We start from the raw sequence: 25,844 nt of genomic DNA, 5'->3' as shown, positions 1-25,844 counted from the left end.
CTTTCCGATTCGGCAAGTGATAATTTTCCAACTTGGAAAGTGAGGCTGAACCGCTAATCGCTGGGATCGACGGCAGTGGCCCTGTTTTCCCGGCGGACCAGGCCGCTGAGGGCCAGCGCCCAACCGATCACGAACGAAATCCAGGAGGGCGCGGTGAACCACGCGCCCTCGCGCCCGAGCGCGATGCCGACGGTGCCGAGCACGACCAGAACCATTCCGGTCCAGCGCAGCAACCGCGCGACGAGGCGCAGTTCGTGGCGATAGGCGCGGCGCTCCTCGGCTTCCTTGTCGGTTGATTGGGCCACGATGCGACAATCCCCGCCCCGCCGGGGCGTTCCGGGCTTGTTACCAGTTGAGCGTCAGGCCGGCGTCGGCCGGGACCGTGAAAACCAGCTTCCCGTCCTTGCGTTTGCCCTTGCGCCGGCGTCCGTCCGCCAGCGTCAGCGAAATCGCGGCCATGCCGTCGCGCTGGACGGGGATCAGCACGAGCATCGCCTCGTTCGCCGACGAACCGCCCAGCGTCAGCTGCGCGGAGCGAGGCGTCGGCCGTTCCCAGCCGAACACGAAGCTGTCACAGAAGAGCGCGAACGGCGCTTCCTCGACACGGTGGAACGCCTGCTTGGCGAAGATGAACGCCGCGCCGCCGCCGTAAATCTCCTGACCGACCTGGCCCGCCTGCTGCCCGTCGACGTAGAGGTCCTCGACGGGGAACGACAATTCGCGGTCGATTCGCCCGTTGCGCGGGCTCTCGGCGATCGCGTCGGGGGGCAGCGTATCGGGAAAGTAGAACCACGCGCGGTCGAGCGCGTAACGGCAATATTCGTCGATCAGCAGCCGCGCCCCGGCATGCAGGTCCGGGCCGCTGTCGCGCAGGTAGCTCTGGAACGCGAGGAAGCTCTCGCTGCATTCCAGCAGCGCCATGTACGGTGCATCGTGCAGCGCCGTCGCGCCCAGGAAGTTGTGATAGTGCCGCGCGTGGCCGATGTCGGATTCCCACGCCGAGCAGTTGTGCAGGAAGCTGGCGAGATAGATGTAGCTCAGACGCCGCCAGTCTTCGTTGGCGGTCACCCGCCACAGCCGCACCGCTGCCGCCGCGCCCCATGCGGTGAGGTTGGCCTGGTAGTTGAGGTCGAAACGAAGCCCGCGCGCCGCGTCCATCGCTGCACGCGCTTCGTCGAGGAAACGGTCCTCGCCGGTGAGATCGAAGCCCAGCAGCATGACGTAGGCGTAGAGCCCGGCGACGTCGGTCTGCCCGTATTCCTCGTCTCCTCGCGTCTTGGTGATGATCTTGAAGCTGTTGATGTCGAACTTGATCGGGAAGCGGTATTTGAAATGCTGCGCCGCCTTGATCGCGAAATCGACCGAGCGCAGGTAGAGCTCGCGAGCCCGCTCGTTGCCGTTGCGGCCCAACCGCGCGAGGCCGAGCAACGGGTAGTAGAGGTACCAGCTGTCGACTTCGTCGCAGTTCTTTTCCTCCCCAACATTGGGGAGATATCGCCGCAATGCGCCGAGCTCGGGATCGAAGAAGCGAACGATGCCGGCTTCCAGTTGTCCCGTCAGCGGCAGCGGTTCGCCGTGCATCGGCTCCCACTCGCGCAGTGCGGTGACGAGGGTGACCTGGGTCATCGAATCGGGGACTTCGGCCTCGTGGTAGGGACGGACGTACGTGTGGCCGTAGTGCCGCACCGTGGCGCCCGGCGCCTCGGTGATGTCGCGCGCGGTGCGCTCGGCGCGGCCGGGCCAGTCGCGGAACTCGGCGGCCGGCTTCTCGAGCAACGGATAGATCGCCGCCGACAGGGTCAGGAAATGCATCGCCAGAGCGCTTTCGTCGCCCGCTTCGCCCTGGTGCAGCGCCACCAGCGCGCGCGAGATCGTGGTCGGGCGTCCGGGTGGAAGAGGCTTGGGGTATTCGACTTGCGGTTGCGCGGCCGTCGGCAGGCGAAAGCCCAGCTCGGGCCACTCGCCGCCGACCACCCCGTCGGGCTTGGTCTCCGTGGCGGCGAAGTAGGGATTGAGCGCGGTCAGATCCTGCCAGTAGAGCAGGCTCGCCGGGCCCGGCGCTTCGAGCCGCACGAAGCAAAGCGCGCTGTTCATGCCGCGTTGTCCCGCCTCGACCCGGCCTTGGCCGCCGGGCAGGCCGTTCTCGTCGAGAATGTACAAGTCGCGCGGCAGGAACGGGATCGCGATCGCCTGCGCGGGGGTAACCGTGCAGGTCAGCTCGAGCACCGGCGTTGCCCCTTCATGACCGCGCAGGACGACGTCCTGCTGCCCGACCAGGCTTTCGACCGCGAAGCGCATCGTTTCGCCGCGCCGCAGCCGCCGCCGTTTCACCTTTCCGCGCCCCGCCATGAAGCTGCACGCCCGCAGGGCGTACGCGTGGGTCGGCCCACGCACCCGCAGCCACAAGTGCTCGCGGCCGGCGATCGCTTCGATCGCGTGGCCACCGAATTCTGCTCGCCCCACGTCGCGGCCGTCGCGCAAGTCCTCGGCGAGCGAAAGAGCGATAGGGGAGAGGTTGAGTTCACGATTGGCCAGCATCGACGGGCTCCTTCGGCGCCGTAACGCCGGGCGGACAGCTGGTTTCCCGGATTTAACTTATATGGACGAGATGGGCGGGCAAGCGTAGCATCCGGCGAAGGAGAGCCCGATGTCCCAGCCCGCCGACATACCCGCCTGGGTCGCGATGTTCCTCGGCCTCTACGCGCTCGCCGCCGGCGCCGGCGAGTTTCGCGCGCCCGGCGGGTGGAACGCCATGCTGCTCGATTTCGAGCGCAGCCCGGGCCTGCGCTACCTTACCGGCATGGCCTGCATGGCGCTCGGTGCGGCGATCTATCTCGCGGTGCCATGGGTGGCCGGCGATTGGCTGGCGATCGCGGTCAACGTGCTCGGCGGCATCGCCCTGGCCGAGGGCCTGCTGGTCCTCGCCGCCGGCGACCGCTTCCTCGCGCTCGCCCGACGCATGCTCGGCAACGCCTGGGGCGTATGGGCCGGCGCGTCGGTGCTGTTCGGACTTGCCGCGATCGTCGCGGGCGGCACGCGGCTGGGGTAGCCTGCCGGGCTGGGCCGCCGCGCATTTTGACCTTGGCAAGAAGGGGGACTCCGGCACACTATGGCCACGCGGTCGATTCGACGGCCGGGGAGGGGAGACACGCCGATGCGCCTGCCGGTCCTGAGACTCGTGGCCGGGTTCGCCCTATGCGCCGCGGCGACGACGACCACGCTCGCGCAAACGGCCGATCAGCCGATAACACCTGCGCGCGATTTCTCCGGCGTGTGGACGACCTATCGCGATCCCGGCGCGGCGCCGACCGCCGGGGGGCCGATCGCTGCGCCGCCGACGATTCCCTTCACGCCCGAGGGTGAGCGGCGCAAGGCGGAATATGCCAAGCTCACCGGCGCGGATGTCCCCGCGTCCGGCTCGTTCAGCGGCGATAACCCGGCGGCGCATTGCGTGCCTTACGGCATGCCGACGATGATGCAGTCGGCCGGCGGCTATCCGATCGAGTTCATCCTGCGCCCCGAGCAACTGACGATGATCTACGAGGTCGAGAGCGAGACCCGCCGCGTCTACATGCCGGGCCACGGCGTGCCGCCCGAAAAGCGCCTGCCGGTGCGCCAGGGTTACTCCGAAGGGCACTGGGACGGCGACACGCTGGTGGTTGAGACGACCGACATGTCCGACGGGCTCGACCAGCGGACCTACCCGCACAGCGAAGAGGCGAAGATCGTCGAACGCTTCCACCTCGTGCCCGACGCGCGGGTCGGCAAGATCCTCGAGTACGAAATGACCATGACCGATCCGGTCTACTACACCGAGCCGGTCCACTTCACCCGCAAGTGGATGCCGCTGAAGGACGGGCACATCATGGCCTACAACTGCACCGAAGAGCCGTGGCTGCGGCTGCTCGACGCGCGCCGCAAGCAGCTCGAGGCGGGCCAGCCGGTGACCGCGCAAATGAAGGACGTGATCGACGTCTACAACTGAGCCGACGGGAGAGACCTCGCCATGAACCGATCGTTCCTCGTGCTTGCCGGAGTGGCCGCGATCGCCGCGGCCGGACCGGCGGTGGCGCATCATTCCGCCGCGATGTTCGACTTCCGCCACCCGGTCACCGTCAAGGGCACGGTCAAGGCGATCCAGGTGATCAATCCGCACACCCACATGCAGATGACGATCACCGACAAGAAGGGCACCCGCGAGTGGGACTTCGAGGGCCACAGCGCGTCGAACTTCTACCGCGCCGGCTATAATCGCGGGGCGGTCAACGCGGGCGACGTGATCTCGATAACCTACGCTCCGATGCGCGACGGCGGCGACGGCGGTTACATCGTCGCCTTCACCACGGCCAAGGGCGACAAGGTCGGCTTCCCGCCTCCCTAGGCTGACGCAACCGCCAGCGAACCTGCCGGCAAAGGCCCGACGAAATCGGCAGCCACGCCGCCCGGCTGCAGCCAGGCGAAGCAATCCGCGGGGCTGAGCACCACCACCTGGCGGTTGTGGTAGGGCGCGACGTCGGGGCCGGGCTCGCAGGTGAGCATCGTCCAGGCCTCGCCGACCTTGGGATCGCTCCGCCAGATGCCGGCGATGCCGAACCATTCGTGGCCCGGCCAGGTGAACAGCCAGCGGTCCTTCTTCTTCGCCTTCGGGACGCCCGGCGTTTCTGGCGGCGCGGTAAACTCGTAGAACCCGTCGCAGAGGATCACGCAGCGCTCCTCGGGCGGGAACCGGCGCCCCTCGCCGCGGAAGTTGAACACCGGCTTGCCTGTGGGGGCAGGCCAGCTCCAGCGCCGCTCGACCAGCTCGAGATCCGCGCTCCGGCGCAGGATCGGCGCCCGCTCGGTGATCCGCACATCGCGCGGCTGGGCGTTCGGCACGCCCTCGGGGAACAAGACCTGCTGCCCAAGCTCGCGCGCCAGCGCGACGATCGCGTCGGGCGCCTTCTCCATGCGGTAGAGGTTGCACATCGGTGGCGGTGTAGCCGGGAAATCGCCGAAGTGAACCTCCTGGGCGATCCGCCAGCTTTTGCGAGGCGCGAGGCGAGCCGCTGGGCAGCCTTCGCGGCGCATGATAACCATCCCCAACCGTGGTGAAGGGGGACCGCCGTGTTGAGAACCGCCATCGTGCCGCTTGCCGTTTTGCTGGTAGCGGCGACTCCGCCGCCACCTTCACCAGAAGAAAAGGCGCAGCTCACTGCTGGTTACAAGCAGATCGTCCAGGCACAAGTTCAGGTGAGCCAGTGCAGGCGGGACACGAACGGCATGTTGCTGCCGATCGCAGCGGCGTTGTGGCAACTCGAAGATATCGCGCGGGTCCGTTTCGGCGAAGCGAGTGCCAAGGCACTGCCCGCGATACCCAAGCCTGCCGCGCTGCCATGCGGCGGTCCGGAGGACGTCAAGCAACGTATCGCCGCCGATCAAATCGCCTTCGAATACCTGACCCGGCTCGCCACGGTGATGCAGGCCAGCGGCTCGCCCGGCTGGGCACAGAAGATTGCCGACGTTCCGGCGCTTCCGACGCAGCTCGAAGGCTTCCGCACCCAACTCGGTAACATCCTGGTGCAGGCCTACGGCGAGCAACAGGTCCGTCAGATGGTCCAGCAGATCGGTTCCGAGACAGCGACCGACCTCGCGTTCGTGTGCGACGCGCGCAAGACGGTCCGTTCGGCCACGCCGCGCGCCTGCCCGGCGATCCCCGCCGAGGCGGCCGCCATGCGACCGCTCGGCGCGGCGCGGATCGCCAACCTCGAGCTGATGGCCCAGCGGTTCGTGCAGTTCGGCGACAATCCCTTCGGCCCCGCCTATCGCCAGGTCACGCAACTCGGCTCGCTGGCCGAGCTTCGGCCGTGCGAGGGCTCGACAATGGTGGTTTATCTCAAGGATCCCGCGGCGGTGGTCAAAGGCCGGCAGATCACGCTGCCCCTGCGCAGCTATGGCAACGGCTCGGCGAGCCAGACAGTCACCCTCAACTTGCCGGCGACCGACTCCGAGGCCGTACTGAAGGCGGTCGATGATCCGGACGCGGCGTTCGATCAGGAATACCACCTCTGCTACGAAGGGTAACGTCTCCAGCCTTGCGGCTGCCCGCTTAGGCTCCTACCGTCCGATTCATCCCCGGGGAGCCGCCCCCGCCGAGCTCTTGCGAAGGCGTGGAAACAAAAGGCTGAGAGGGACGCATGGCAGCGTCCGACCCGTCGAACCTGAACCCGTTAGCACGGGCGGAGGGAGTGGCCGGTCGTTGTTCCAGTCGCTCTCCCGTCCGAGGAGAGTCTTTTCATGGCCGACATCCCCAGCCACATCGAAATCGGCGTCACCACCGGGCCGATCCGCGGATCGAAGAAGGTCTACGTGGGACCGCGCAAGGTGGCGATGCGCGAGATTGCCCTTGAAGGCGGGGAAGACCCGGTGCGGGTCTACGACACCTCGGGCCCCTACACCGACCCCGACATGCGGATCGACATCGCCGCCGGCCTGCCGCCGCTGCGCCGCGAGTGGCAGCTCGAGCGCGGCGACGTCGAGGAATACGCCCCGCGCGACGTGCGCCCGGAAGACAACGGCCAGCTCGGGCCCGATCGCTCGGGCGGCGTCCCGCCGTTCCCGACCGCGCTGCGCCGCCCGCTGCGGGCGAAAGCCGGCGGCAATATCAGCCAGATGCACTACGCCCGCCAAGGCATCATCACCCCCGAGATGGAATACGTCGCCGAGCGGGAGAACCTCGGCCGCGCGCAGATCGCCCACGAGCGTGACGGGCACGACTGGGGCGCCAGCATCCCCGACTACGTCACCCCCGAGTTCGTCCGCGACGAGGTTGCCCGCGGCCGGGCGATCATCCCCTCCAACGTCAACCACCCGGAAGCCGAACCGATGGCGATCGGCCGCAACTTCCTCGTCAAGATCAACGCCAACATCGGCAACTCCGCCGTCGCCAGCGACGTCGCCAGCGAAGTCGACAAGATGGTCTGGTCGATACGCTGGGGCGCCGACACGGTGATGGACCTCAGCACCGGCCGCAACATCCACGACACCCGCGAATGGATCATCCGCAACAGCCCCGTCCCCATCGGCACCGTGCCGATCTACCAGGCGCTCGAGAAAGTCGGCGGCGTCGCCGAGGACCTCACCTGGGAGATCTTCCGCGACACACTGGTCGAGCAGGCCGAGCAGGGCGTCGACTACTTCACCATCCACGCCGGCGTGCGCCTGCCGTACATTCCGATGACCGCCAAGCGCGTCACCGGCATCGTCAGCCGCGGCGGCTCGATCATGGCCAAGTGGTGCCTCGCGCATCACAAGGAATCGTTCCTCTACGAACGCTTCGACGAGATCAGCGAGATCATGAAGGCCTACGACATCGCCTATTCGCTGGGCGACGGCCTGCGCCCGGGCAGCATCGCCGACGCCAACGACGAGGCCCAGTTCGCCGAGCTCTACACCCTCGGCGAGCTGACCAAGCGCGCTTGGGCGCAGGACGTGCAGGTGATGATCGAAGGCCCCGGCCACGTGCCGATGCACAAGATCAAGGCCAACATGGACAAGCAGCTCGCCGCCTGCGGCGAGGCGCCGTTCTACACCCTCGGGCCGCTCGTCACCGACATCGCCCCGGGCTACGACCACATCACCAGCGGCATCGGCGCGGCGATGATCGGCTGGTTCGGCACGGCGATGCTCTGCTACGTCACCCCCAAGGAGCACCTCGGCCTGCCCGACCGCGACGACGTGAAGGTGGGCGTGGTCACCTACAAGCTCGCCGCCCACGCCGCCGACCTCGCCAAGGGCCACCCGGCGGCCAAAGTGCGCGACGACGCGCTCAGCCGCGCCCGCTTCGAATTCCGCTGGCGCGACCAGTTCAACTTGAGCCTCGACCCCGACACCGCCGAGCAATACCACGACCAGACCCTCCCGGCCGAAGGCGCCAAGACCGCGCACTTCTGCTCGATGTGCGGGCCCAAGTTCTGCTCGATGAAGATCACCCAGGAAGTGCGCGAGTTTGCGGCGAAGCAGAACTCGGACAGCTATCTCGCGGCTACAGCGCCGGTTGAGGGGGCTGAGGAGGGGATGGAGCGAATGAGCGAGCTTTACCGCGAAAAGGGAGAGCACCTATACCTGCCAGATGCCTGAGGATGAAAGCGTGACAGTAAAACTAGGAGAACCTTTCAAAATCGGGCCTCCAAACTTTGAGAAGCTTGATTTTGAGCTCGCGCTGAAACGCGTCCGAAATGATCTGAAAACGGACTTCATTTACGCGCCTCATCTGGGGCTCATCTATGCTCGCGCTGGCGCGCATCTAATCCAAGCCCTGACGGCTGACCTAAAAGCAAACGGTTAGCACCTCGCACAACCGAGAGACCTTTGCGCCCCATTTGTTCTGCGCAGTTTGCGCCATTCCGGTTTGGGCAAGAGTATGGGTCAAACCATTCCGGTAGAATAGAACCGCGCACAACAAGAACTTAAACGCACGTCTGCGGGGTTGCGCCGAGTCAAGTCTGTATATTTCACATTTTTTACATCAGCACCCTTGCGCTGCGGCGCTGGGCGGATGCAGACTCACATGGCCACGCAAGATGTTGTGGTAGAACGGTGGGCGCAGCCGGGGCCTCGAACCTTTCGGACTTCGCCTCTCATCTGGGCGATGGCCCACCGTTCATTTCCTACAATGCCGAACGCGAGAAGCGCTCGCAACCGCGTTCTGCTGCCGAGAGTCATTTGCGCGAGCGAGATTGCGGTGACAGGACGCTAATCTCCGTCCCCCCCTCACCGCTTCCTTACAAACTCCGCCCGCAGCACCAGGCCCTTGATGCCTTCGTACTTGCAATCGATTTCCTGCGGGTCGCCGGTCAGGCGGATCGACTTGATCAGCGTGCCCTGCTTGAGCGTCTGGCCCGCACCCTTGACGGTGAGGTCCTTGATCAGCGTCACCTGGTCGCCGTCGGCCAGCAGGTTGCCGACCGCGTCGCGCACCTCGACCTTGTCGGCCGCCGCCTTTTTCGCCGCCAATTCCGATGCCGGCAGCCATTCGCCGGTGTCCTCGTCGTACACGTAGTCTTCGTCGGGCATTGTCTCTCTCTTTCTCGGTCCTATCGCTACGCTACCTGAGGACGGGCTTTCTGTCCTATCGCTGTCGCTACCTGAGGACGGGTGTCCTATCGCTGTGCTACTTGAGGACCGGGCGATCCTCGCCCCGTTCGAAGGACCGCATATCACATTCATCCCCGCCGACGGCACGATACCCGCGCGGGCGCGTTTGCGCTCTATGGTCTCCGCCCCCCGCGCCCGGCGCATCGCCCCGTTCGTCCTGCTCGCCGCGCTGGCCTTGGCGCCGGGAGCCGATGCCGCGCCCCCTCCGGCGGCGGGTTTCGACCCGGTGGCGTTCTTTGCCGGGCGGACCACCGGGGAAGGGCGGCTCAAGAAGGCCTTCTCCGCCGCGCAGGCGACCCACGTGGTCAGCCTGGGCAAGGTCGCCGCGGACGGCGCGCTGGTGCTCGACCAGACGGTGCGGATCGACGGCGAGGCGGTGCGCAATCGCGAGTGGCGGCTGCGCAAGGTCTCGCCGGGCCGCTACGAAGGCACGCTGACCGACGCCCGCGGGCCGGTCGTGGCGACGCTGCAGGGCGCGGTGCTGCACGTCGCCTATGCCAACAAGGACGGCTACGCCTTCCGCCAGCAGCTGACGCTCGAGCCCGGCGGGCGGCAGGCGCACAACGCGATGAAGGTGCGCCGCTTCGGCCTGACCGTCGCCACCGCGGACGAGACCATCACCCGTGATTGAGCGCCGGCCATGAAACCCGCCGTCCCGGTCGTCCTCGCGCTGGCGCTCGCCGGGTGCGTCACCCCGGTGGCGAGCAGCCCGCTCGGCGGTAGCTGGGGTGGGCGCGGCGTCGGGCTGACGCTCGATGCCGGTGGCGGCCGCCTCGAATACGACTGCGCGGCCGGGACCATCGAGGGACCGGTGCTGCCCGATGCCGCCGGCCGCTTCGTCGCCGGCGGCGCGCACAGTCCCGGCCACGGCGGGCCCGAGCGGATCGACCGGCCGCCCGAGTCCTTGCCGGCGCGCTACAGCGGCACCGTCCACGGCGGCGAGATGCGGCTGGAAGTGGACGTCCCCTCGCGCGGCTTGCATCTCGGCCCGTTCACGCTGCGGCGGGGCGCGCAGCCGGTGCTGCTGCGCTGCCTCTGAAACCGGCGCCGCGTCGGCGCCAGGGACGCCCTCGTCCGTTTCATTCAGAAAACACCGTACAAATATGAACAATCGCTGCCAACCTCGTGCTGACCCCGTTCAACCGGGGTGTTCCATAACGGCGCCGATGCTTCGCTGCGTACGGCAATCTCGCCGGCCGCTCCGGGCAGCGGAGAAGACCCGTGAAGACATTCAAGAAGATCATCCTCGGCACCGCGCTGGCGGCCACCTCGCTGACCGTTGCCGCGCCGGCCTCGGCGCAGGACTACAACCGCTATCACCGCCACGGCGGCGATGATGCCACCGCGGCCATCGTCGGCGGCGTGATCGGCCTCGCCCTCGGCGCGGCGATCGTCTCGTCGAGCAACCGCGGCTACGACAGCTACAACTACCGCAACGGCACCTGGTACGAAGGCTACTACTACCGCAACGGCGGGTTCTACGATCGCCAGGGCTATCGCCGCTACGACCGCAACACCTGGCAGCGTCGCCATCACCAGGCCTATCGCCAGGACGGCTACCGCAGCGGCTACGAGCAGCGCGACGGCTACGACCAGCGCGACGGCTACGACCAGCGCGATCGCGACGGGGACCGCGACGATTACCGCGGCCAGTACGGCAACGGCTACGACACGCAGGGTTACAATGGCGGCAGCTACAACAGCGGCGGCTACTACGGCGGCGGCAATTACCCCCGCGGCTACTAAGCCACTCGACACTCGAAGCAGGCGCCGGGTCCGCAAGGGCCCGGCGTTTGCGCGTCGGGTTCCGCCGCGCAGGCGATTTCCAACAAAATGCACCGGAACAAAGAAAGAACTTTCCTACATCCCGCCTCTTGTGCCTTACACTGCCGGATGAACGACCTGACCCCCCTCCCGCCCGCCTGTTCGTCCGCCGAGGCCGACGACGCCTTCCCCATCGCCCCCGATCCGGACGAGCCCGCCGGCCCGCAGTGGACCGCGCCGAAGATGGCCGCGTTCCTGCGCATACTCAGCGGCACGCATTCGGTCAGCGCCGCCGCGCGCGCCGTGGGGATGAGCCGGCAATCGGCCTACAAGCTGCGCACGCGGCTGAAGGGGCAGCCGTTCGACCTCGCCTGGCGCTGCGCCTTCCGGCGGCAGTACGATGCGCTGGCCGAGGCGGCGCTCGACCGTGCGCTCAACGGCGTCGAGGTGCCGCACTTCCACAAGGGCGAGCTGGTCCACACCTCGCGCCGCTACGACGAGCGGCTGACCGTGGCCCTGCTGGCGATGCGCCTCAACCTGGCGCCGGCCCCCGGCACGCGCGAATACAACGTCGAGCAGCTCGCGCCCGACGATTTCGAGGAGCTCGTCGACCGGGTGGAGAATGGGCCCGAGACCTGGATAAGGCACGGTTAGCCCGCGCCCGGCGGGGGCGGGGGGCGTTTCGTGTAGGCGAAGTGTCACCCTGTCGCCCCGCCCGAAACCCGCGGAAATGCGTGGTTTCCAGGGCGACACCCGGGTGACAGGGTCCGTAAAGTGTCACCCGGCCGAAGGCCGCGGCCGGGCGGCCGGGGCAGGCGGAACTCTTCGGATGTCCCGCTCGTTTGTCCGGGTAATACCTGCCGGGCGAGGGGGCGAACGTCCAGGAGAGAGACAATGAAGACGATGCTCGCGGCGCTCGCCGCCGCCACCACCCTCGCAACGCTCGGCGGTTGCACGACCACCGGCTACGGCGACAACCCCTACGGCTACTACGACCGCACCTACTACAGCCAGTATGGCCGGTACGACTACAATAACCCCGATCCGCGCTACAACGGCTATTACGCCGACCGCTACTACCGCGAGGATCCGCGCTACCGGCCTTACCGGCTGAGCCCCAACGACCGGGTCTACCGCGGCAACGACGGGCGCTATTACTGCCGCCGCTCGGACGGCACGACCGGGCTGATCGTCGGCGGCATCGCCGGCGGGGTGCTCGGCAACATCATCGCCCCGGGCGACTCGAAGACGATCGGCACGATCCTCGGCGCGCTGGCCGGCGGAGCTGCGGGCGCGGCGATCGACACCAACAACGTGACCTGCAGGTAAGCCTGTCGCCCGGCGCCACTTGGGGCTAGGGATCGCGCCATGGCCGATCTCTACCTCAAGGCGCTCGAGTCAGAGCGCAAGGCGCTGTGGGCGACATGCCGGCTGAAGGGGCTCGCCAAAGGCACCCCGGAACGGCAGCGAATCGCTCAGCTCGACGAGCTGATCGCGGCGCACAAGGAACGCCCGAAGCGCTGAACGGGCGTTACTTGTTCTTCATGTTCTCCAGCCCCTTGATCCCGCCGGGCTTGAGGCTCGGCTGCGAGGCATTCTGCTTGGGGCCCTTGTCGGCCTTCGGCTTGCGGATTTCACGGTTCGACTTCTTCTGGCTCTTGGCCATGGCGATTTCCTGTCGGGACGGCATGTCCCGTCGGGCAGCCTAGGCGCAAAGACGAAGGCGAGATAGGGCGTCTCGCCGCGTTCGATGGAAGCTGGGACAATTGCGGAGTGCTTCGCGCCGCCCGGCAAAAGATGATAGACAGCATGAGTTCAACTGCGGAAGCGCACGACGCACGGCGTCTGCTGCCGGACAAGACTGATGCAACAGAGCCAGCCGATCTCGAATCCACGCGCGCCGGCGCTGGCGCGCAAGCCGCGCATCGCGCTGTTCTCCGGTAACTACAATTGCCTTCCCGACGGCGCCAACCAGGCGCTCAACCGCCTGGTCGCCTTCCTCGAGAGCGACGGTTTCGCGGTGCGGGTCTATTCGCCGGTGGTGCCGTATCCGGCGTTTGAGCCGGCGGGCGAGCTGGTCGGAGTGCGCTCGATTCCGTTTCCCGGCCGCGGCGAGTACCGCGTCGCAGTCGGCCTGCCCGCGGAAACGCGGCGCGATCTCGATGCCTTCGCGCCCGATATCGTCCACGTCTCCGCACCCGACCCGCTCGGCCGCGCCGCACAGCGCTATGCCGCGGATCGGCGCATCCCCATCGTCGCCAGCCTGCATACGCGTTTCGAAACCTACTTCGAGTTCTACGGCCTCGGCTTCGTCCGCGGAATGATCGAGCGCTATCTTCAGCGCTTCTACCGCCGCTGCGACCTCGTATTCGCGCCCAACCGGCCGATGGCCGAGATGCTGGTCGATGACGGAGTCGATCCGGCGCGGATTGCCATCTGGAGTCGCGGGGTCGATCGGCAGAAGTTCGATCCGGCGCGCCGCAGCCTTGCCTGGCGCGCCGCGCATGGCATCGCCGACAGCGACCTGGCGGTGCTGTTCTTCGGCCGGCTGGTGCGCGAGAAGGGCATCGCCGATTTTGCTGCCACCCTCGCTCGCGCGGCGTTGCCGAATGTTCGTCCGGTGGTCGTCGGCGAAGGGCCTGCCCACGGCGAGTTCGCCCGCTGCCTGCCCGGGGCGGTGTTCACCGGACATCTCAGCGGCAATGCTCTGGGCGAAGCGGTGGCCAGCGCCGACGTGCTGCTCAATCCCAGCGCCACCGAAGCGTTCGGCAACGTCAATCTCGAGGCAATGGCGGCGGGCCTGGCGGTGATCAGCGCCGATGCGCCGAGCGGCCGGGCGCTGATCGAGCCGGGCCGCACCGGGCTGCTCGTGGCGCCGGGCGACATCGACGGTTATGCCGCCGCGCTCACCACGCTCGCCGACAACAAGGCGTTCAGGACGCGGCTGGGCCAAGCGGCGCGCGAGGAAAGCGCACGTTACGACTGGGACGCCGCGTCGGCCGATGTCGCCGCGGGCTATTTCGAGGTGATCCGGCCGAAGCCGGCGAAGGCAGCGATCTCCCGCCGGCGGCGTCAAGGCCTGAGTGCGGCCTAGTCCCAACTCGCCGGCTCGAGGGCGACGGTGGCGGCTTCTTCGAGCGGCCGCCAACCCGTTTGGGCGATGACATGGTTGCTTTCGACTGCCTCACGGCCAGGGCCGAGCGACCAGGTAATGTGATAGGTTCCCCCGGTGGGCCTGTCGGAGCCGCCGCCGAGGGACACCACCATCGCCTCGACGCCCGCGCCATCGTCGGCGCGGCCGATCAGCTCGGCTCGCATGTGCACGGGAAGTTTGTCCGGCGGGACGCGGCCGTAGGTCACGTGATCGGCGACGACATGCGCGTACCGCGGAGGAAAGCGCCGGAGCAGGGCCTCGCGTTCGCCGCGATCCAGGCGCCAGCCGGCGATGGTTTCGGCCACCGCGCTACCAGATCGCCGGAAGCTTGCCGTCGGCGGTACGCGGCTCGGAGCCGGGATCGACGGGAGCGAGCGCCACTTGCGCCGGCTGTTGGGGTAGATCCATCCCGGTTGGTCCGGTTTCGTATGCGGGAGCCGAGACCGCGAATTCGACGTCAGGATCGGCCAGCAACTCGGCCTGCCGCGCGTCGAGCTCGGCGATTGCCGGCAAGGGCGCGCGGCTGTCGTTCCATTCCGCTTCATCGTATGGCTTCGACCAGTCGCTTGGCTCGGGCGGATAGCTGTACCCGCCGACATAGGTCATCGGCCCTTGCGGCTGGACCGGGTAGTCTGCCGTGCCGTACTGCTGCGCGCGCGTGCCGAAGATCGACTGCCAAGGCTCGACGGCGCGGTCCTGCATCACCGGCCGCGCCAGATGCCCGCCGATCATGCCGAGGACCAGTCCGGCCGGAACGATCAGCGCCAGGGGCTTCCACATCTGCATCGCCGTGCTTCCACTCGCGAAACCTATTCAAGCCAATGCGTCGGGCCGGCCCGTGTTCCGGCTCCGCCGCCGACGCGGGGCTTTCGCGCGGCGGACGGCGCGACTAGATAGCGGCGCATGAATCACCTCGGTCGCGCCATCGGTCTCGTGGCCTGCGTTCTCGTCGCTGCCTGCAGCAGCGGCACGAGCCCCCCTTCGCCTGCACCTTCCTCCTCGCCGACCGTCGCGACAGCCGCGGATACCGCGCGCTATTCGGGGATTGCCGCCGACGAGAAGGTGCATTTTACCGGCACCGAACCGTTCTGGGGCGGCGAGGTCTCGACCGGCGTGCTGACCTACACGACTCCGGAAAACCAGGCTGGCGAGACGGTCGCTGTCGATCGCTTCGATGGCCGCAACGGCATTTCATTCTCCGGCGAGCTTGCCGACATGCCATTCGTGCTGGCGGTCACACCGGGCCGGTGCAGCGACGGAATGAGCGATCGCAGCTATCCTTTCACTGTCACGCTGCAGGTCAAGGGTGAGCAGCGTAACGGCTGTGCCTGGACCGACCGGCAGCCGTTCACCGGTCCCAAGAACCCGTGAGCGACATCGCGGCGACCTTGCGACAGCCCGCGCTGTTCATCCCGCACGGCGGCGGCCCGTGCTTCTTCATGCCCGACCCGCGCGGCACCTGGCGCGGGATGGAAGCCTACCTCAAGGGTCTGGCCGCGAGCCTGCCGGCAAAGCCGCGCGCGATCCTGGTGATCTCAGGACACTGGGAAGCGCCTTCCTTCGCATTCACCGGCTCCGCCGAGCATCCCGGCCTGATCTTCGACTATTACGGATTTCCGCCCGAGACCTACCAGCTGGCCTGGCCCGCGCCGGGCGCACCCTGGCTGGCGGAGCGGGGCCGCGCGCTGATCGAGGCTGCCGGGTTGCCGGCCGCGATCGACCCGCAGCGCGGTTTCGACCACGGCGTATTCGTACCCCTGAAGGTCGCGTTCCCGCAAGTGGACATCCCAGTCGTGCAGATGTCGCTTCATGCTTCGCTCGACCCGGCGCTGCATCTCGCGGCCGGCCATGCGCTCGCGCCGCTGAGGGACGAAGGCGTGCTGATCGTCGGTTCGGGGATGAGCTTTCACAACTTGCGTGCCTACGGCGATCCGCGGGTGCGCGAGCCGGCGGCGGAGTTCGACCGCTGGCTGGTTCATGCCGCTGAGGCCCCTGGTCCGAAGCGGGCCGAGTTGTTGGCGGATTGGCAGGCCGCGCCGTGGGCCCGGCTGTGCCATCCGCGCGAGGAGCACTTGCTTCCGCTGATGGTCGCCGCCGGTGCCTCGGACGAGCGAGGAAGCCACGATTTCGGAGAGGAAGTCCTCAACGGCGCGGTCTCCGGCTTTCGTTTCGCCTAAGCTATTCCATCAGCACGAGAGGCTGCGGCAACTTGGCGAGCAACTCATCGCTAAATTCGGCGGCGATATGGAAGAAGGCCATCTTCGTGATCTCGTTCGAGCGGTTTTCCCAGGCATGGTCGGTGCCGCGCTGGACGACCACCGCGCCGGGTCCGAGTACCGTCTCGCCGTCATCGAGGATCAGCACCACCTCCCCTTCGATGACGACGGCATAATCGAGAGTCCGGGTGCGGTGCATCACCGTGCGATGGCCGCCCATGCGCGGCGGGTATGTCTCGATCACGCGCATGATGTGGCCGCTTGCCGGCATGATCGCGAACGGCCGGGCGGTAGGCTCTTCGTCGGGTTGCGAGGTCAGCGTCGGAACAGTCTCCGGCGTGTTCCAGATTTCGATGAAATCCGCGCCGATGGCCCCGCCTTGCATCGAATGATCCTGCGGCGGGATTCCGTCCGACAGTTTGACCGATTTGCCATCCGCATCGTGGCCGGTGACCACGCGCCTTGCCTGTGCCGTCACGTGCTTGCTCCCCCGCTTAAGAGAACTTCGCGATAGGCCCCCGTGCCCTGGGCGACAACGGCGGAGAGCTCAGTGCCGCTTGAAGAACTGCACGTCCTTTTCGTGCTCCTTCGCGGCTTCCTTGTTGCCGAACGTTCCCAGGTTGCGGCGCTTGCCGGTCTTGGGGTCCTTCTTCTTCGAGTAGAGGCGGTATTCGCCTGAGGCGAGCTTGCGGATCATGCGGGCGAAATGCCCTTCGGCGGGCTGCCGTTCCCGCACAGCCGGTCAGCGCCGCACCAGCCGCGTCATGATCGCGAAGAAGAACGCCGTCGACCAGCCGAGCAGGATCACCCCATTGATCGCCTCGATCGCCGCGACCAGCTGCCAGGAGGGGGCGAATCCTTGGTCGTCATAGCCGACCGTCGAGTAGGTGATGGTTGAAAAGAACACCGCCGTCTCGAGGTTCGGCAACGCCCCGAGGCCCAGGTAAAGGATGGCATAAGCCCAGATTTCCACCCCATGCAGCGCGAACAAGCCGAGCGCGAGCGCCAGGACGAACGCCAGCGTTCGCGCCGAGAAGGCCCGAAGGTGCATCGTCGCTTCTTCGTGAAGCTCGATCCGCAACAGGCGCATGAGCATCAGAAGCCCCGCGCCGTGGATCATGACGGTGAGCAGCACCATGATGGTGGCGATTGCGAGCTGATGGAGCATTCCCGCATGATGCCCGGGCTACAGCGCTGGTCAATGGCTCGGCGAAACTTCTGCGGAGGAAGGGCGGTTGCGAAGGCGGGCCTCGCCACCTAGGCTCTTGGCAAAGGAGAACGCGAAGCATGCTCGAACACGTCCCCGCTTGGCTCGGCAAGGCGCTGAAGACGATCCGCCCCGGTCACGCCAATCTCACGGTTGCGCGGGTCGGCGGCGAAGACGTGCTGAACAAGGGCGGCTTTCGGCTCACCTCGCCGGCGTTCCGCGACGGCGAGGCGCTTGACCCGTGTTTCACCGCCCACGAGGAGGATGCAGTGGCGCCGCCGCTCGAGTGGACCGCGCCGCCTCCGGGGACGCAGGAACTGGCGATCGTCGTCGAGGACCCCGACGCGCCGGGTCCGCAGCCGTTCTGCCACTGGCTCGTCTGGGGCCTTGCTCCGCAGGCGGGCAAGCTGCTCGAGGGTGAAACCCCTCCGCGCACGGGGAAGAACTCTTTCGGCAACTCCGAATGGCTGCTGCCCGATCCGCCGACAGGGCACGGGCCGCACGACTACGTATTCCAGATTTTCGCCCTCGATTTGCCTCTGGCGCTGATGCCGGGCGCAGGCCGAAGCGAGCTCGTCGATGCCATGGAGGGACACGTCCTCGGTGCCGCCGTAATTACGGCAACTTACGAACGAAACGAAAATGGGGATGATTTCGGAGAAGAGTGGGACGAGAGCGCTGATTTGGATTAAGAGGACGACACCGAATCTCTAGCCTGGAAAGGATGGGCCCATGGCCAAGAACAATGCACTGCAAAAACCGGTCAACTTGTCGCCGGAACTCGAGGCGGTGGTGGGCAAGGGCCCACTGACCCGCGCACAGGTTACCAGCAAGGTGTGGGATCACATCAAGGCCAACAACCTGCAAGACAGCAAGGACCGCCGGATGATCAACCCCGACGCCAAGCTCGGCGCGGTGACCGGCAAGGACCAGATCTCGATGTTCAAGATGACGGGCGCCGTCTCGAAGCACATGAGCTGAGCGCAGCCGGGCCAGCTGGCCCGGTGATGACGCGATTTACGGCGGGCGAGGCAGCGGAGAGGCTGCCTCGCCCGCTTTCGTTCGGATACGTGAAAAGTTCACGAATCTGGAAATTGACTTGTCGCAAGGCGTTCCTCCGTGGCAAGATGCAAAGCAGATGGGCGCCAGCGCGCGCGGCGCGCCCGCACGAGAGGAAAGACCCGCACCATGGCCACTATCGTCGGCGGCATCGCCACGTCGCACACTCCCACCATCGCCTTCGCCAAGGACGCGAACAAGTTCGACGACCCGGTGTGGAAGCCGATCTTCGAAGGCTATGAGCCGGTCCAAGCCTGGTTCCGCGACAAGCAGCCCGACGTGCTGGTCTACATCTACAACGACCACATGACCGCGTTCTTCGAGCACTACAGCCACTTCGCCCTCGGCGTCGGCGAGCAGTTCGGGGCGGCCGACGAAGGCGGAGGGCCGCGCGACATCCCGGCGATCAAGGGCGACCCCAAGTTCGCCCAGCACGTTGCCAAGGCGATGGTGGCCGACGAGTTCGACCTCTCCTATTTCCAGGGCCGCAACCTCGATCACGGCGCGTTCTCGCCGCTCTCGGTGATGGTCGACTACAATGAAGAGGGCTGGGCGACCAAGCTGCTGCCGATCGTGTGCGGCGTGCTCACCGTGCCGCTGCCCTCGGCGCGGCGCTTCTGGAAGTTCGGCCGCTCCTTGCGCCGAGCCATTCAGAGCTACCCCGAAGACATCAAGGTGGCGATCGCCGGCACCGGCGGCCTCAGCCACCAGGTTCACGGCGAGCGCAATGGTTTCAACAACACCGAGTGGGACATGGAGTTCATGGACCGCCTCGTCTCCCACCCCGAAGGGCTGCTCGACTACCCCATCCACGAGCTCGCCCGCCTCGGCGGCTGGGAAGGCGCGGAAGTCGTCATGTGGCTGATGATGCGCGGCGCCCTCTCCGAAGAAGTCGAGTGCACCCACCAGGCCTATTTCCTCCCGTCGATGACGCCGATCGCGACGATGATCCTCGAGGAAAAGCCCGAGCCGGCGCCGCCGGAAAGCGATGAGGCTTTCCGCCAGCGGATGGAATGGGACTGGCAGGGCGCCAGCGCGCTCGAAGGTACATATCCCTTCACCATCGAGCGCAGCGTGAAGGGCTTCCGCATCAACCATTTCCTCCACTCGTTGACCGATCCCAACGTACGCAAGGCCTTCCGCGACGACGAGGAAGCCTGCCTTGCCGCCGCCGACCTCAGCGACGAGGAGCGCGACCTGATCCGCCGCCGGGACTGGATCGGGATGATCCGTTACGGAGTGATCTTCTTCATGCTCGAAAAGCTCGGCGCGGTGACCGGTGTCGGCAACATCCACATCTACGCGGCAATGAAGGGTATGAGCGTCGAGGACTTCCAGAAGACCCGCAACGCCGCGATTACCTACGGCGTGGCCGGCAAGGAGAAGTAAGCTTCGCTCCTCGCGAGCCGGTCAGGGCCTCAAAGGGTCCGGGTAAGACTTGTCGCTCGCTGCCGTTTCCTCGGGAGCCCCGACGATAATCGAAAGCGTCCCGTCGGGGGCTATCTCGATCCGGTAGGATTGCAGGCCCGCCTGTTCGGCAGCGGCGACAAGCCGCTTTACGTCCGATTGCCGCCAACGCGCCCTGGCGCTTGCCTGGGCTTCGCTCGACGACGAAGGGTCCGCTTCGGCGCGCGGCTCGAAAATCCCGAGAGCGGTCGCCGGCTCGAGCTGCGACTGCCGCAGGATTTGCGCCTTGATGTGGAATGGAGCCATTCGCCTCCCCGATCGGCAAGTCCGGGCAGCTATTGCCTTCCCGAACCCGCTTGCCAGGTGCCGGTTACCGGTCTGCCTGGCCGTTTCTCCCCTTCTGAAAGCAGCATGCGCGCGGTCGGTGATGCAGGCAAGAGCAGAGCGAGACAATTTGCGACATTTTACAGTTTGAAGTGCGACCGGCTTAGTTTTCTAGCTAACGATCGTTAGGAAAATCCGGCCGATCACGTGACGTTACCCCCGAGCAAGAGCGGCGAAACGGATCGCGACGTTGCCGCATTGCGGCTGGTCCAGCAGTTCCAGCAGGCACTCCTGCGAAAAGACCGCGCACAGATCGTCGACAGCCTGCGCCAGCTGATCGAGCTGGCCGCGCCGATGGCCGGGCAGTGGTTGCAGCTCGCGCCGATGGCGGCCGATCTGGGCGAGTTCGGACTCGCCCGCAAAGCGATCGACTTGTTCGTCGACTCCTCCGGGCGAGGACCCGACGCGCTGATCAGGAAGGTGGACCTGCTCGCGTACATCGGCGCCATCGACGAGGCTCTGGCGCTGCTGCGAACTCTTCCGCCGAATGTCCCCGACCCGTTCTCCCATGCCCTCTCGCACGGTGCCTTGGCGTCGGCCGCCGGCGAATCGGAAGAGGCGCGTTTGTGGCTCGAAAAGGCACTGCGGTTGCGCCCTCAATCCGGTCAGGCGTGGCATTTGCTCGCCATGGTGGTCGACTTTGCCGGCGAACCGGACCTGGCCGAGCGGCTCTTTGCCGCCGAGCGCGATATGCAGGCCGCACCGCGGGTAGAGCGGGCGTATTACTATTACGCGCTCGGCAAGGCGCGTGCCGATCGCGGCGACCACGCCCGCGCCTTTGCCGCCGTGGCGCGCGCCGGCGGCGAAACGAGGGCGGAATATCCGTATGACCGGGTCCAGGAGCGCCAGAGCGCGCTCGAGGCGGTGCGCGGTTACGACGCCGACCGGATCGCCAACATCGCCCGCCAGCAGACCGAGCCGACCGACCGCTCGATCTTCGTGATGGGCTTGCCGCGTTCGGGCACGACCCTGGTCCAGCAGGTCCTGACCAGCCACAGCCAGGTATCCGAAGGCGGCGAGATCAACCTCCTGCGCTGGCTGGTGCGTGAGACGGGCGACGCGTCCCATCCGGCTCTCGACGGCTACGTGCAAAAGGCCGGCGCGCCGTCGCTTGCCCGGCTCTGGCACCACTTGCTTGATCAGCGTTTCCCGCGGCCCGGGCGCGTCGTCGACAAGACGACGAACACCACCCGCAAGCTCGGCGTGGTGGCCGCGCTGCTGCCCGAGGCGCCGCTGATATGGCTCAGGCGCGACCCGCTCGATTGCGCATGGTCGTGCTTTCGCACCTGCTTCATGGAGAACATCCACTGGAGCAACGATCTGGGCGACATAGCCTTTTTCTTCCGGCTCGAAGACCAGTTGCTTGAGCAATGGCAGGCGATCCTCGGCGATCGCTTGCTGGTGGTTCCGTTCGAGGAGCTGGCGACCGAACCGGAGCCCTGGATTCGTCGCATCGTTGGGCATTGCGGGCTTGCAGTGGAACCCGAGGTGTTCGCGCCGCACGAAAATCGCCGGCCGGTCATTACGCCGAGCGTGATGCAGGTCCGCCGCCCGATCAATCGCACCGGAATCGGTTCGGCCGAGCCTTACCGGAAGTTCCTCGAGCCGTTCGTCGAGGCGTATTCCGGAAGCTAAGAGCCCGGCCGCCACTCTGGCGGGGCGAGGGTAAAGCCGGAAAACTTGAAGCCCGGCGTCACCACGCAGCTTACCAGCGTATAGCCCGCGGTGCCCGGCAAGGGCACGGCGGCTTGCCACTCGTGTGCGCCGATGACCGCCTGCGGGTGATCGCCGGCAATCACGTCGGGGCCGAGGCGGATTTCGCGCACCGGACCCTTGGGCGAAACGCTGTGCGAGAGCAGCAACGGATCGCCGGCGTGCCACAGCCAGATCTCGGCCGCGTCGACCTTGTGCCAGTGGCTGCGCTGGTGCGCTTCGAGGAGGAAGTAGATCGCCGAGGCCCTTTCGCGCTCGTCGCCCTCGGCGGGCGCGCGCCATACCTCGCCATACCAGCCACCTTCCGGATGGGGCGAGAGGCGCAACTCCTCGATCAGGGTCTTGGCCGGGCTCATCCGTCCCACCCGCTCTTGGTGCCGTAAGGAAGGAACGCGCCCATCGCCTCGACCGAGACGATCTTGCCGTCGACGATCTTGAATATCTCGCCGGCCTGCATGTTCGACGACGAGCGGCCCAGCGGAAGGCTGTCGACGCCCGGCACGCCGACGATCCGCACCGGGGCGGTCATCCCCGGGTGCTGGAACATCGGGAAGGCGAAGACTAGGCCCTTCTGTTCGTCGACCACTTCGTAGCGGCGGGGCCAGAGCCGGCCGATGTAGTCCATCACGTGGGTGTCGAGCTGGGCATCGCAATTCAGCGAGCCGATGTACTTCATCGCCTCGTCGGCTTCCTTGGAGCCGAGCGGCACCGGCCACGGTGCCGGGGGCGAGTTGGACGTGGTCTGCATGCCGTTCTCGTGCCGCACGCAATGCGCCGCGAACGGGGCGAGGCTGCCTTGCGCGCGCTCGGCGGCCTCGAAGTAGGCGTCGGCGATATTGATCAGCCGCTGGCGATCGGAGCGCTGGCCGGCAGGGACGTCCGCGAGCAGCTCCGGCCGCGGGGTGGCCAGATTGGCCAGCGACGCCGGGCGCAGCGCGTTGGTGGTGAGGACATGCTCGATCTCGGTGATCCGTCCGTTGACCAGTTTCAGCCGCACGGAAACCAGCACGGGATTGCCCCACGCCTTCATCAAGGCCATCGTCCCGACCGCGCCACCGGGGACATCGACGACGTCGATCCTGAAGCCCGTCGGCGGCTCGCTGGCGGCGACCCACAGCCCTTCCTTGCCGATCTTGAGCGGCATCGTGTTCTCGGTGAAGCGGGCATCCCGATCAAAAGGCACGCCGGCAGCGTCGTGCCGCGCCAGTGCCGAAAGATACCGGTCCATCGTTTGGGTGAGGCAGGCGCGGTCGCATTCGGGGGCGACCGCCGTGACGGCCGGAGCGGCCCCGGCAGCCGCAACGGTCGTCGCCAGCGCGAATGCGATCGAGGCCATCAAGACCCGAACGTTCCGCTTATCTGCCATCGCCGTGCCCCCGGTTCGGCCGCAAGTCCTACTCGATTCGCGCCGATTGGCGAAGGCCCGCTCATGCTTCGACGATTTCGACGCCGTGCCAGAAGGCGATGCGGTCGCGTATCTGTTCGGCTGCCGGCTTGGGATCGGGATAGTACCACGCGGCGTCCTGGTTGCGCTCGCCGTCGAGATCGATGGTGTAATAGTACGCGGTGCCCTTCCACGGGCACTCAGAAGTGGTGGCGCTCTTTTCGAGAACCGAGGTGTCGACGTCGGCGCGCGGGAAGTAATGGTTGCCCTCGACGATCACCGTCTCGTCGCTGTGAGCGATGACCTGGTCGTTCCAGAGCGCCTCGACGGCCACGCGAAATTCCTTTCGTCGCTCTTCTGGCGCGAACAACCCGAGAAAACGGGGTTCGGTTCCTTCGGTCAAGCGGCTAGGCTCGGGACATGACAATTCGCACGGGAATCGGCGGGTGGACCTATCCCGAGTGGCGCAAGGGGGTCTTCTACCCCGAAGATCTGGTCCAGAAGCGCGAACTCGAATGGGCCTCGCGCCGGCTCGGCACGATCGAGATCAACGGCACCTATCACAGCCTGCAGAAGCCGGAGAGCTTCCGCAAATGGCGCGAGGCGACGCCCGAAGGGTTCGTGTTCGCGGTCAAGGGCTCGTCGTATATCAGCAACCGCAAGGTCCTGGCCGACACCGGCGAGGCGATGAAGAGGTTCTTCGCCCAGGGCCTCGATGAGCTTGGCGACAAGCTCGGGCCGATTCTCTGGCAGCTGATGGCGACCAAGCGCTTCGAGGCGAACGACGTTGCGGCGTTCTTCGATCTGTTGCCGCGCCAGTTGAACGGCCAGCCGCTGCGCTATGCGATCGAGGCCGGGCACGAGAGCTTCGACTGCCCGGAGTTCCTCGAGATCGCTCGCAAGGCCAACGTGGCGGTGGTCTATCTCGAACAGGAAGGCCGCGCGTGCATCGCCGAGCGGACCGCCGACTTCGCCTATCTGCGCTGCAAGAGCCTCGTCTCCGCCGAACCTACCGGCTATTCGCCCCAGGATATCGAACGGATCGCCGGCTTGTGCCGCGAGTGGGGCCAGCAGGGCGAGGTGTTCGCGTTCATGATCAACGGCGCCAAGGAGCGCGCCCCGGCCGCGGCGATGGCGCTGGCGGACCGATTGGAGGCAAATCGATGAAGCGTCTGATCCTGCCGCTTGCGGCGCTCCTGCTGGCGGCGCCGCTAACGGCCAAGACCCCTGAGGAGGTCGCTGCCGCGGCGCTCGATGCGGCGCCGGTCTGGGATGGGCACAACGACGTTCCCGAGCAGCTGCGCTCGCGCCGGGCCGACGTGATCGCGGGGTTCGATTTCAACGACACCACGCACGAGCCCGACGGCAAGGGCGGCACCAAGACTATGCACACCGACTTGCCGCGGCTGGCAAAAGGCCACGTCGGCGCGCAGTTCTGGTCGGTCTACGTTTCGGCCGATCTTCCCGAGCCGCAGGCAACGGTGGCGACGCTCGAGCAGATCGATGTGACGAAGCGGCTGATCGCCCGCTATCCTGATCGCCTCGAGCTCGCCCTCACTTCATCGGACGTCGAACGGGCGATGAAAGCCGGCAAGATCGCCTCGTTGCTGGGCATGGAAGGCGGCCATTCGATCGACGGCAGTCTCGCCGTGCTGCGGCAGATGTATGCGCTCGGCGCGCGCTACATGACCCTGACCCACACCAAGAACATCGCGTGGGCCGACAGCGCCACGGCCGCGCCAGCCCATGACGGCCTGACCGATTTCGGCAAGGATGTGGTCCGCGAAATGCAGCGGCTCGGAATGCTGGTCGACCTGAGTCATGTCAGCGAAGCGACGATGATGGACGCGCTCGACACCGCCCGAGCGCCTGTGATCTTCAGTCATTCGGGTGCCCGCGCGGTCGAGCCGCACGTCCGCAACGTGCCCGACGCGGTGCTCGCGCGACTGAAGGACAACGGCGGCATCGTCATGCAGGTAGCCTACCCGTCCTACGTCAGCGAGGCTCGCAGGCAGTGGGGCGCGGCGCTCGAAGCCGAGAGCAAGCGCCAGGAAACGCTCTATCCGGCGGATTCGGCCGCGGTGACCAAGGAGATCACGGCGTGGAAGCTGGCGAATCCCGAGCCGAAAGCGACCATCGCGCAAGTCGCCGACCAGATCGATCACATTCGAGCCGTGGCGGGAATCGACCACATCGGCCTGGGTGGTGACTACGACGGAATGGACACCGGGCCGGCTGGAATGGAGGACGTCTCGGGCTATCCGGCGCTGTTCGCCGAGCTCGCCCGGCGCGGCTATTCGCAAGCCGATCTCGAGAAGATCGCAAGCCGCAACATGATGCGCGTGCTCAAGGCTGCCGAGGCGTATGCCGCGGCGCACCGCAACGACCCGCCGATCGAGTACCCGGTCGCGAAGGCGGGCTGAA

35 protein-coding genes are annotated in these 25,844 nt (G+C 66.7%); 21 read left to right on the top strand and 14 right to left on the bottom strand.

Annotated elements, in window-relative coordinates:
- Nucleotides 1–53: 53 nt before the first annotated feature.
- Both G7B69_RS06660 and G7B69_RS06655 read right to left on the bottom strand, forming a co-directional pair.
- On the bottom strand, nt 54–305 hold the full coding sequence (locus tag G7B69_RS06660; protein WP_166177410.1) for a hypothetical protein: 252 nt from the start codon (nt 303–305) through the stop codon (nt 54–56).
- A 40-nt stretch (nt 306–345) separates the two neighbouring features.
- The gene (locus G7B69_RS06655; RefSeq protein WP_166177408.1) at nt 346–2,538 is read right to left on the bottom strand and encodes a hypothetical protein; all 2,193 of its coding nucleotides are present in this window, start codon (nt 2,536–2,538) and stop codon (nt 346–348) included.
- 109 nt (nt 2,539–2,647) lie between these two features.
- Here G7B69_RS06655 and G7B69_RS06650 point away from each other — a divergent pair, with 109 nt between their 5' ends.
- The 3 genes from G7B69_RS06650 to G7B69_RS06640 all read left to right on the top strand — a co-directional run bounded on the left by G7B69_RS06650 (nt 2,648) and on the right by G7B69_RS06640 (nt 4,381).
- A complete protein-coding gene (locus G7B69_RS06650) occupies nt 2,648–3,049 on the top strand; it encodes a hypothetical protein (RefSeq protein WP_166177406.1) in 402 nt (133 codons plus the stop codon).
- 105 nt (nt 3,050–3,154) lie between these two features.
- Nucleotides 3,155–3,985 carry a hypothetical protein gene (locus tag G7B69_RS06645; protein WP_166177404.1) on the top strand — a complete coding sequence of 277 codons (831 nt, stop codon included), beginning with the start codon at nt 3,155–3,157 and terminating at the stop codon, nt 3,983–3,985.
- Between the two features lie 21 nt (nt 3,986–4,006).
- Nucleotides 4,007–4,381, top strand: a complete 375-nt coding sequence (locus G7B69_RS06640) for a DUF6152 family protein (RefSeq protein WP_166177402.1) — start codon at nt 4,007–4,009, stop codon at nt 4,379–4,381.
- Here the strand turns inward: G7B69_RS06640 and G7B69_RS06635 are convergent.
- Entirely contained in the window at nt 4,378–5,067 is a 690-nt protein-coding gene (locus G7B69_RS06635) for an SOS response-associated peptidase family protein (RefSeq protein WP_243415055.1), read from the bottom strand. The two genes, G7B69_RS06640 and G7B69_RS06635, sit on opposite strands and share 4 nt — an antisense overlap.
- Nucleotides 5,068–5,103: 36 nt before the next feature.
- Between G7B69_RS06635 and G7B69_RS06630 the strand changes: the two genes are divergently transcribed.
- From G7B69_RS06630 to G7B69_RS06620, 3 genes are all read left to right on the top strand, one after another.
- A complete protein-coding gene (locus G7B69_RS06630) occupies nt 5,104–6,060 on the top strand; it encodes a hypothetical protein (protein ID WP_166177400.1) in 957 nt (318 codons plus the stop codon).
- Nucleotides 6,061–6,273: 213 nt separating this feature from the next.
- The gene (gene thiC / locus G7B69_RS06625) at nt 6,274–8,115 is read left to right on the top strand and encodes a phosphomethylpyrimidine synthase ThiC (protein ID WP_166177398.1); all 1,842 of its coding nucleotides are present in this window, start codon (nt 6,274–6,276) and stop codon (nt 8,113–8,115) included.
- Nucleotides 8,108–8,323 (top strand): hypothetical protein, encoded by a 216-nt coding sequence (locus G7B69_RS06620; RefSeq protein WP_166177396.1) that lies wholly within the window; start codon nt 8,108–8,110, stop codon nt 8,321–8,323. The genes thiC and G7B69_RS06620 overlap by 8 nt, the downstream gene beginning before the upstream one ends.
- Before the next feature lie 425 nt (nt 8,324–8,748).
- On the opposite strand, the gene G7B69_RS06615 is transcribed toward G7B69_RS06620, so the two are convergent.
- Nucleotides 8,749–9,051, bottom strand: coding sequence for an alkylphosphonate utilization protein (locus G7B69_RS06615; protein WP_166177394.1), 303 nt, complete (start codon nt 9,049–9,051; stop codon nt 8,749–8,751).
- A gap of 94 nt (nt 9,052–9,145) precedes the next feature.
- On the opposite strand from G7B69_RS06615, the gene G7B69_RS06610 reads away from it, so the two are divergent.
- The 6 genes from G7B69_RS06610 (at nt 9,146) to G7B69_RS06585 (ending at nt 12,420) form a co-directional block, all read left to right on the top strand.
- Nucleotides 9,146–9,763, top strand: a complete 618-nt coding sequence (locus tag G7B69_RS06610; protein ID WP_166177392.1) for a DUF3833 family protein — start codon at nt 9,146–9,148, stop codon at nt 9,761–9,763.
- Nucleotides 9,764–9,772: 9 nt separating this feature from the next.
- On the top strand, nt 9,773–10,171 hold the full coding sequence (locus G7B69_RS06605) for a hypothetical protein (RefSeq protein WP_166177390.1): 399 nt from the start codon (nt 9,773–9,775) through the stop codon (nt 10,169–10,171).
- A 182-nt stretch (nt 10,172–10,353) separates the two neighbouring features.
- Nucleotides 10,354–10,878, top strand: a complete 525-nt coding sequence (locus G7B69_RS06600) for a hypothetical protein (RefSeq protein ID WP_166177388.1) — start codon at nt 10,354–10,356, stop codon at nt 10,876–10,878.
- 147 nt (nt 10,879–11,025) lie between these two features.
- The gene (locus tag G7B69_RS06595) at nt 11,026–11,550 is read left to right on the top strand and encodes a hypothetical protein (protein WP_166177386.1); all 525 of its coding nucleotides are present in this window, start codon (nt 11,026–11,028) and stop codon (nt 11,548–11,550) included.
- Nucleotides 11,551–11,790: 240 nt separating this feature from the next.
- On the top strand, nt 11,791–12,225 hold the full coding sequence (locus G7B69_RS06590) for a glycine zipper 2TM domain-containing protein (RefSeq protein ID WP_166177384.1): 435 nt from the start codon (nt 11,791–11,793) through the stop codon (nt 12,223–12,225).
- Nucleotides 12,226–12,264: 39 nt separating this feature from the next.
- Nucleotides 12,265–12,420: a hypothetical protein gene (locus G7B69_RS06585; RefSeq protein ID WP_166177382.1), complete on the top strand. Its 156-nt coding sequence runs from the start codon at nt 12,265–12,267 to the stop codon at nt 12,418–12,420.
- Between the two features lie 7 nt (nt 12,421–12,427).
- Here G7B69_RS06585 and G7B69_RS16930 read toward each other — a convergent pair whose 3' ends face one another.
- Complete coding sequence (locus tag G7B69_RS16930) at nt 12,428–12,562, bottom strand: hypothetical protein (RefSeq protein WP_279323146.1); 135 nt, start codon at nt 12,560–12,562, stop codon at nt 12,428–12,430.
- Between the two features lie 198 nt (nt 12,563–12,760).
- Between G7B69_RS16930 and G7B69_RS06580 the strand changes: the two genes are divergently transcribed.
- Nucleotides 12,761–13,990 (top strand): glycosyltransferase family 4 protein, encoded by a 1,230-nt coding sequence (locus tag G7B69_RS06580; RefSeq protein WP_166177380.1) that lies wholly within the window; start codon nt 12,761–12,763, stop codon nt 13,988–13,990.
- On the opposite strand, the gene G7B69_RS06575 is transcribed toward G7B69_RS06580, so the two are convergent.
- Together G7B69_RS06575 and G7B69_RS06570 are read right to left on the bottom strand one after the other, a co-directional pair.
- A complete protein-coding gene (locus tag G7B69_RS06575; protein ID WP_243415054.1) occupies nt 13,987–14,355 on the bottom strand; it encodes a hypothetical protein in 369 nt (122 codons plus the stop codon). The two genes, G7B69_RS06580 and G7B69_RS06575, sit on opposite strands and share 4 nt — an antisense overlap.
- A gap of 4 nt (nt 14,356–14,359) precedes the next feature.
- The gene (locus G7B69_RS06570) at nt 14,360–14,830 is read right to left on the bottom strand and encodes a hypothetical protein (RefSeq protein ID WP_166177378.1); all 471 of its coding nucleotides are present in this window, start codon (nt 14,828–14,830) and stop codon (nt 14,360–14,362) included.
- 123 nt (nt 14,831–14,953) lie between these two features.
- Between G7B69_RS06570 and G7B69_RS06565 the strand changes: the two genes are divergently transcribed.
- Nucleotides 14,954–15,421, top strand: coding sequence for a COG3650 family protein (locus G7B69_RS06565; RefSeq protein WP_166177376.1), 468 nt, complete (start codon nt 14,954–14,956; stop codon nt 15,419–15,421).
- 68 nt (nt 15,422–15,489) lie between these two features.
- Nucleotides 15,490–16,227 (top strand): DODA-type extradiol aromatic ring-opening family dioxygenase, encoded by a 738-nt coding sequence (locus tag G7B69_RS06560; protein WP_207785971.1) that lies wholly within the window; start codon nt 15,490–15,492, stop codon nt 16,225–16,227.
- Between the two features lies 1 nt (nt 16,228).
- Here the strand turns inward: G7B69_RS06560 and G7B69_RS06555 are convergent, their stop codons facing one another.
- The 3 genes from G7B69_RS06555 to G7B69_RS06545 form a co-directional block, all read right to left on the bottom strand.
- On the bottom strand, nt 16,229–16,744 hold the full coding sequence (locus tag G7B69_RS06555) for a cupin domain-containing protein (RefSeq protein WP_166177374.1): 516 nt from the start codon (nt 16,742–16,744) through the stop codon (nt 16,229–16,231).
- Nucleotides 16,745–16,813: 69 nt separating this feature from the next.
- The gene (locus G7B69_RS06550) at nt 16,814–16,963 is read right to left on the bottom strand and encodes a hypothetical protein (RefSeq protein ID WP_166177372.1); all 150 of its coding nucleotides are present in this window, start codon (nt 16,961–16,963) and stop codon (nt 16,814–16,816) included.
- 45 nt (nt 16,964–17,008) lie between these two features.
- On the bottom strand, nt 17,009–17,434 hold the full coding sequence (locus G7B69_RS06545) for an ion channel (RefSeq protein ID WP_166177370.1): 426 nt from the start codon (nt 17,432–17,434) through the stop codon (nt 17,009–17,011).
- Between the two features lie 119 nt (nt 17,435–17,553).
- Here G7B69_RS06545 and G7B69_RS06540 point away from each other — a divergent pair, with 119 nt between their 5' ends.
- From G7B69_RS06540 to G7B69_RS06530, 3 genes are all read left to right on the top strand, one after another.
- Nucleotides 17,554–18,165 carry a YbhB/YbcL family Raf kinase inhibitor-like protein gene (locus tag G7B69_RS06540; protein WP_166177368.1) on the top strand — a complete coding sequence of 204 codons (612 nt, stop codon included), beginning with the start codon at nt 17,554–17,556 and terminating at the stop codon, nt 18,163–18,165.
- A gap of 40 nt (nt 18,166–18,205) precedes the next feature.
- Nucleotides 18,206–18,454 (top strand): SWIB/MDM2 domain-containing protein, encoded by a 249-nt coding sequence (locus tag G7B69_RS06535; protein ID WP_166177366.1) that lies wholly within the window; start codon nt 18,206–18,208, stop codon nt 18,452–18,454.
- A 207-nt stretch (nt 18,455–18,661) separates the two neighbouring features.
- Nucleotides 18,662–19,921, top strand: a complete 1,260-nt coding sequence (locus tag G7B69_RS06530; protein ID WP_166177364.1) for a gallate dioxygenase — start codon at nt 18,662–18,664, stop codon at nt 19,919–19,921.
- Nucleotides 19,922–19,942: 21 nt separating this feature from the next.
- On the opposite strand, the gene G7B69_RS06525 is transcribed toward G7B69_RS06530, so the two are convergent.
- Complete coding sequence (locus G7B69_RS06525; protein WP_166177362.1) at nt 19,943–20,245, bottom strand: hypothetical protein; 303 nt, start codon at nt 20,243–20,245, stop codon at nt 19,943–19,945.
- Between the two features lie 225 nt (nt 20,246–20,470).
- Here G7B69_RS06525 and G7B69_RS06520 point away from each other — a divergent pair, with 225 nt between their 5' ends.
- The gene (locus tag G7B69_RS06520) at nt 20,471–21,958 is read left to right on the top strand and encodes a tetratricopeptide repeat-containing sulfotransferase family protein (protein WP_166177360.1); all 1,488 of its coding nucleotides are present in this window, start codon (nt 20,471–20,473) and stop codon (nt 21,956–21,958) included.
- On the opposite strand, the gene G7B69_RS06515 is transcribed toward G7B69_RS06520, so the two are convergent.
- The 3 genes from G7B69_RS06515 to G7B69_RS06505 all read right to left on the bottom strand — a co-directional run bounded on the left by G7B69_RS06515 (nt 21,955) and on the right by G7B69_RS06505 (nt 23,754).
- On the bottom strand, nt 21,955–22,392 hold the full coding sequence (locus tag G7B69_RS06515) for a cupin domain-containing protein (RefSeq protein ID WP_166177358.1): 438 nt from the start codon (nt 22,390–22,392) through the stop codon (nt 21,955–21,957). The two genes, G7B69_RS06520 and G7B69_RS06515, sit on opposite strands and share 4 nt — an antisense overlap.
- On the bottom strand, nt 22,389–23,372 hold the full coding sequence (locus G7B69_RS06510) for a DUF8021 domain-containing protein (protein ID WP_166177356.1): 984 nt from the start codon (nt 23,370–23,372) through the stop codon (nt 22,389–22,391). Before G7B69_RS06510 ends, G7B69_RS06515 begins: the two co-directional genes overlap by 4 nt.
- 91 nt (nt 23,373–23,463) lie before the next feature.
- A complete protein-coding gene (locus G7B69_RS06505; RefSeq protein ID WP_166177354.1) occupies nt 23,464–23,754 on the bottom strand; it encodes a DUF427 domain-containing protein in 291 nt (96 codons plus the stop codon).
- Nucleotides 23,755–23,840: 86 nt separating this feature from the next.
- Here G7B69_RS06505 and G7B69_RS06500 point away from each other — a divergent pair, with 86 nt between their 5' ends.
- Both G7B69_RS06500 and G7B69_RS06495 read left to right on the top strand, forming a co-directional pair.
- Nucleotides 23,841–24,587 (top strand): DUF72 domain-containing protein, encoded by a 747-nt coding sequence (locus tag G7B69_RS06500; RefSeq protein WP_166177352.1) that lies wholly within the window; start codon nt 23,841–23,843, stop codon nt 24,585–24,587.
- Nucleotides 24,584–25,843: a dipeptidase gene (locus tag G7B69_RS06495; RefSeq protein WP_166177350.1), complete on the top strand. Its 1,260-nt coding sequence runs from the start codon at nt 24,584–24,586 to the stop codon at nt 25,841–25,843. The genes G7B69_RS06500 and G7B69_RS06495 overlap by 4 nt, the downstream gene beginning before the upstream one ends.
- The last annotated feature ends 1 nt before the right edge of the window (nt 25,844 follow it).

The organism is Croceibacterium segetis (genome assembly GCF_011320115.1).
GTDB lineage: Bacteria > Pseudomonadota > Alphaproteobacteria > Sphingomonadales > Sphingomonadaceae > Croceibacterium_B > Croceibacterium_B segetis.
The sequence above is the reverse complement of the archived record's forward strand: the minus strand, read 5'-3'. Positions and strand labels throughout refer to the sequence as shown.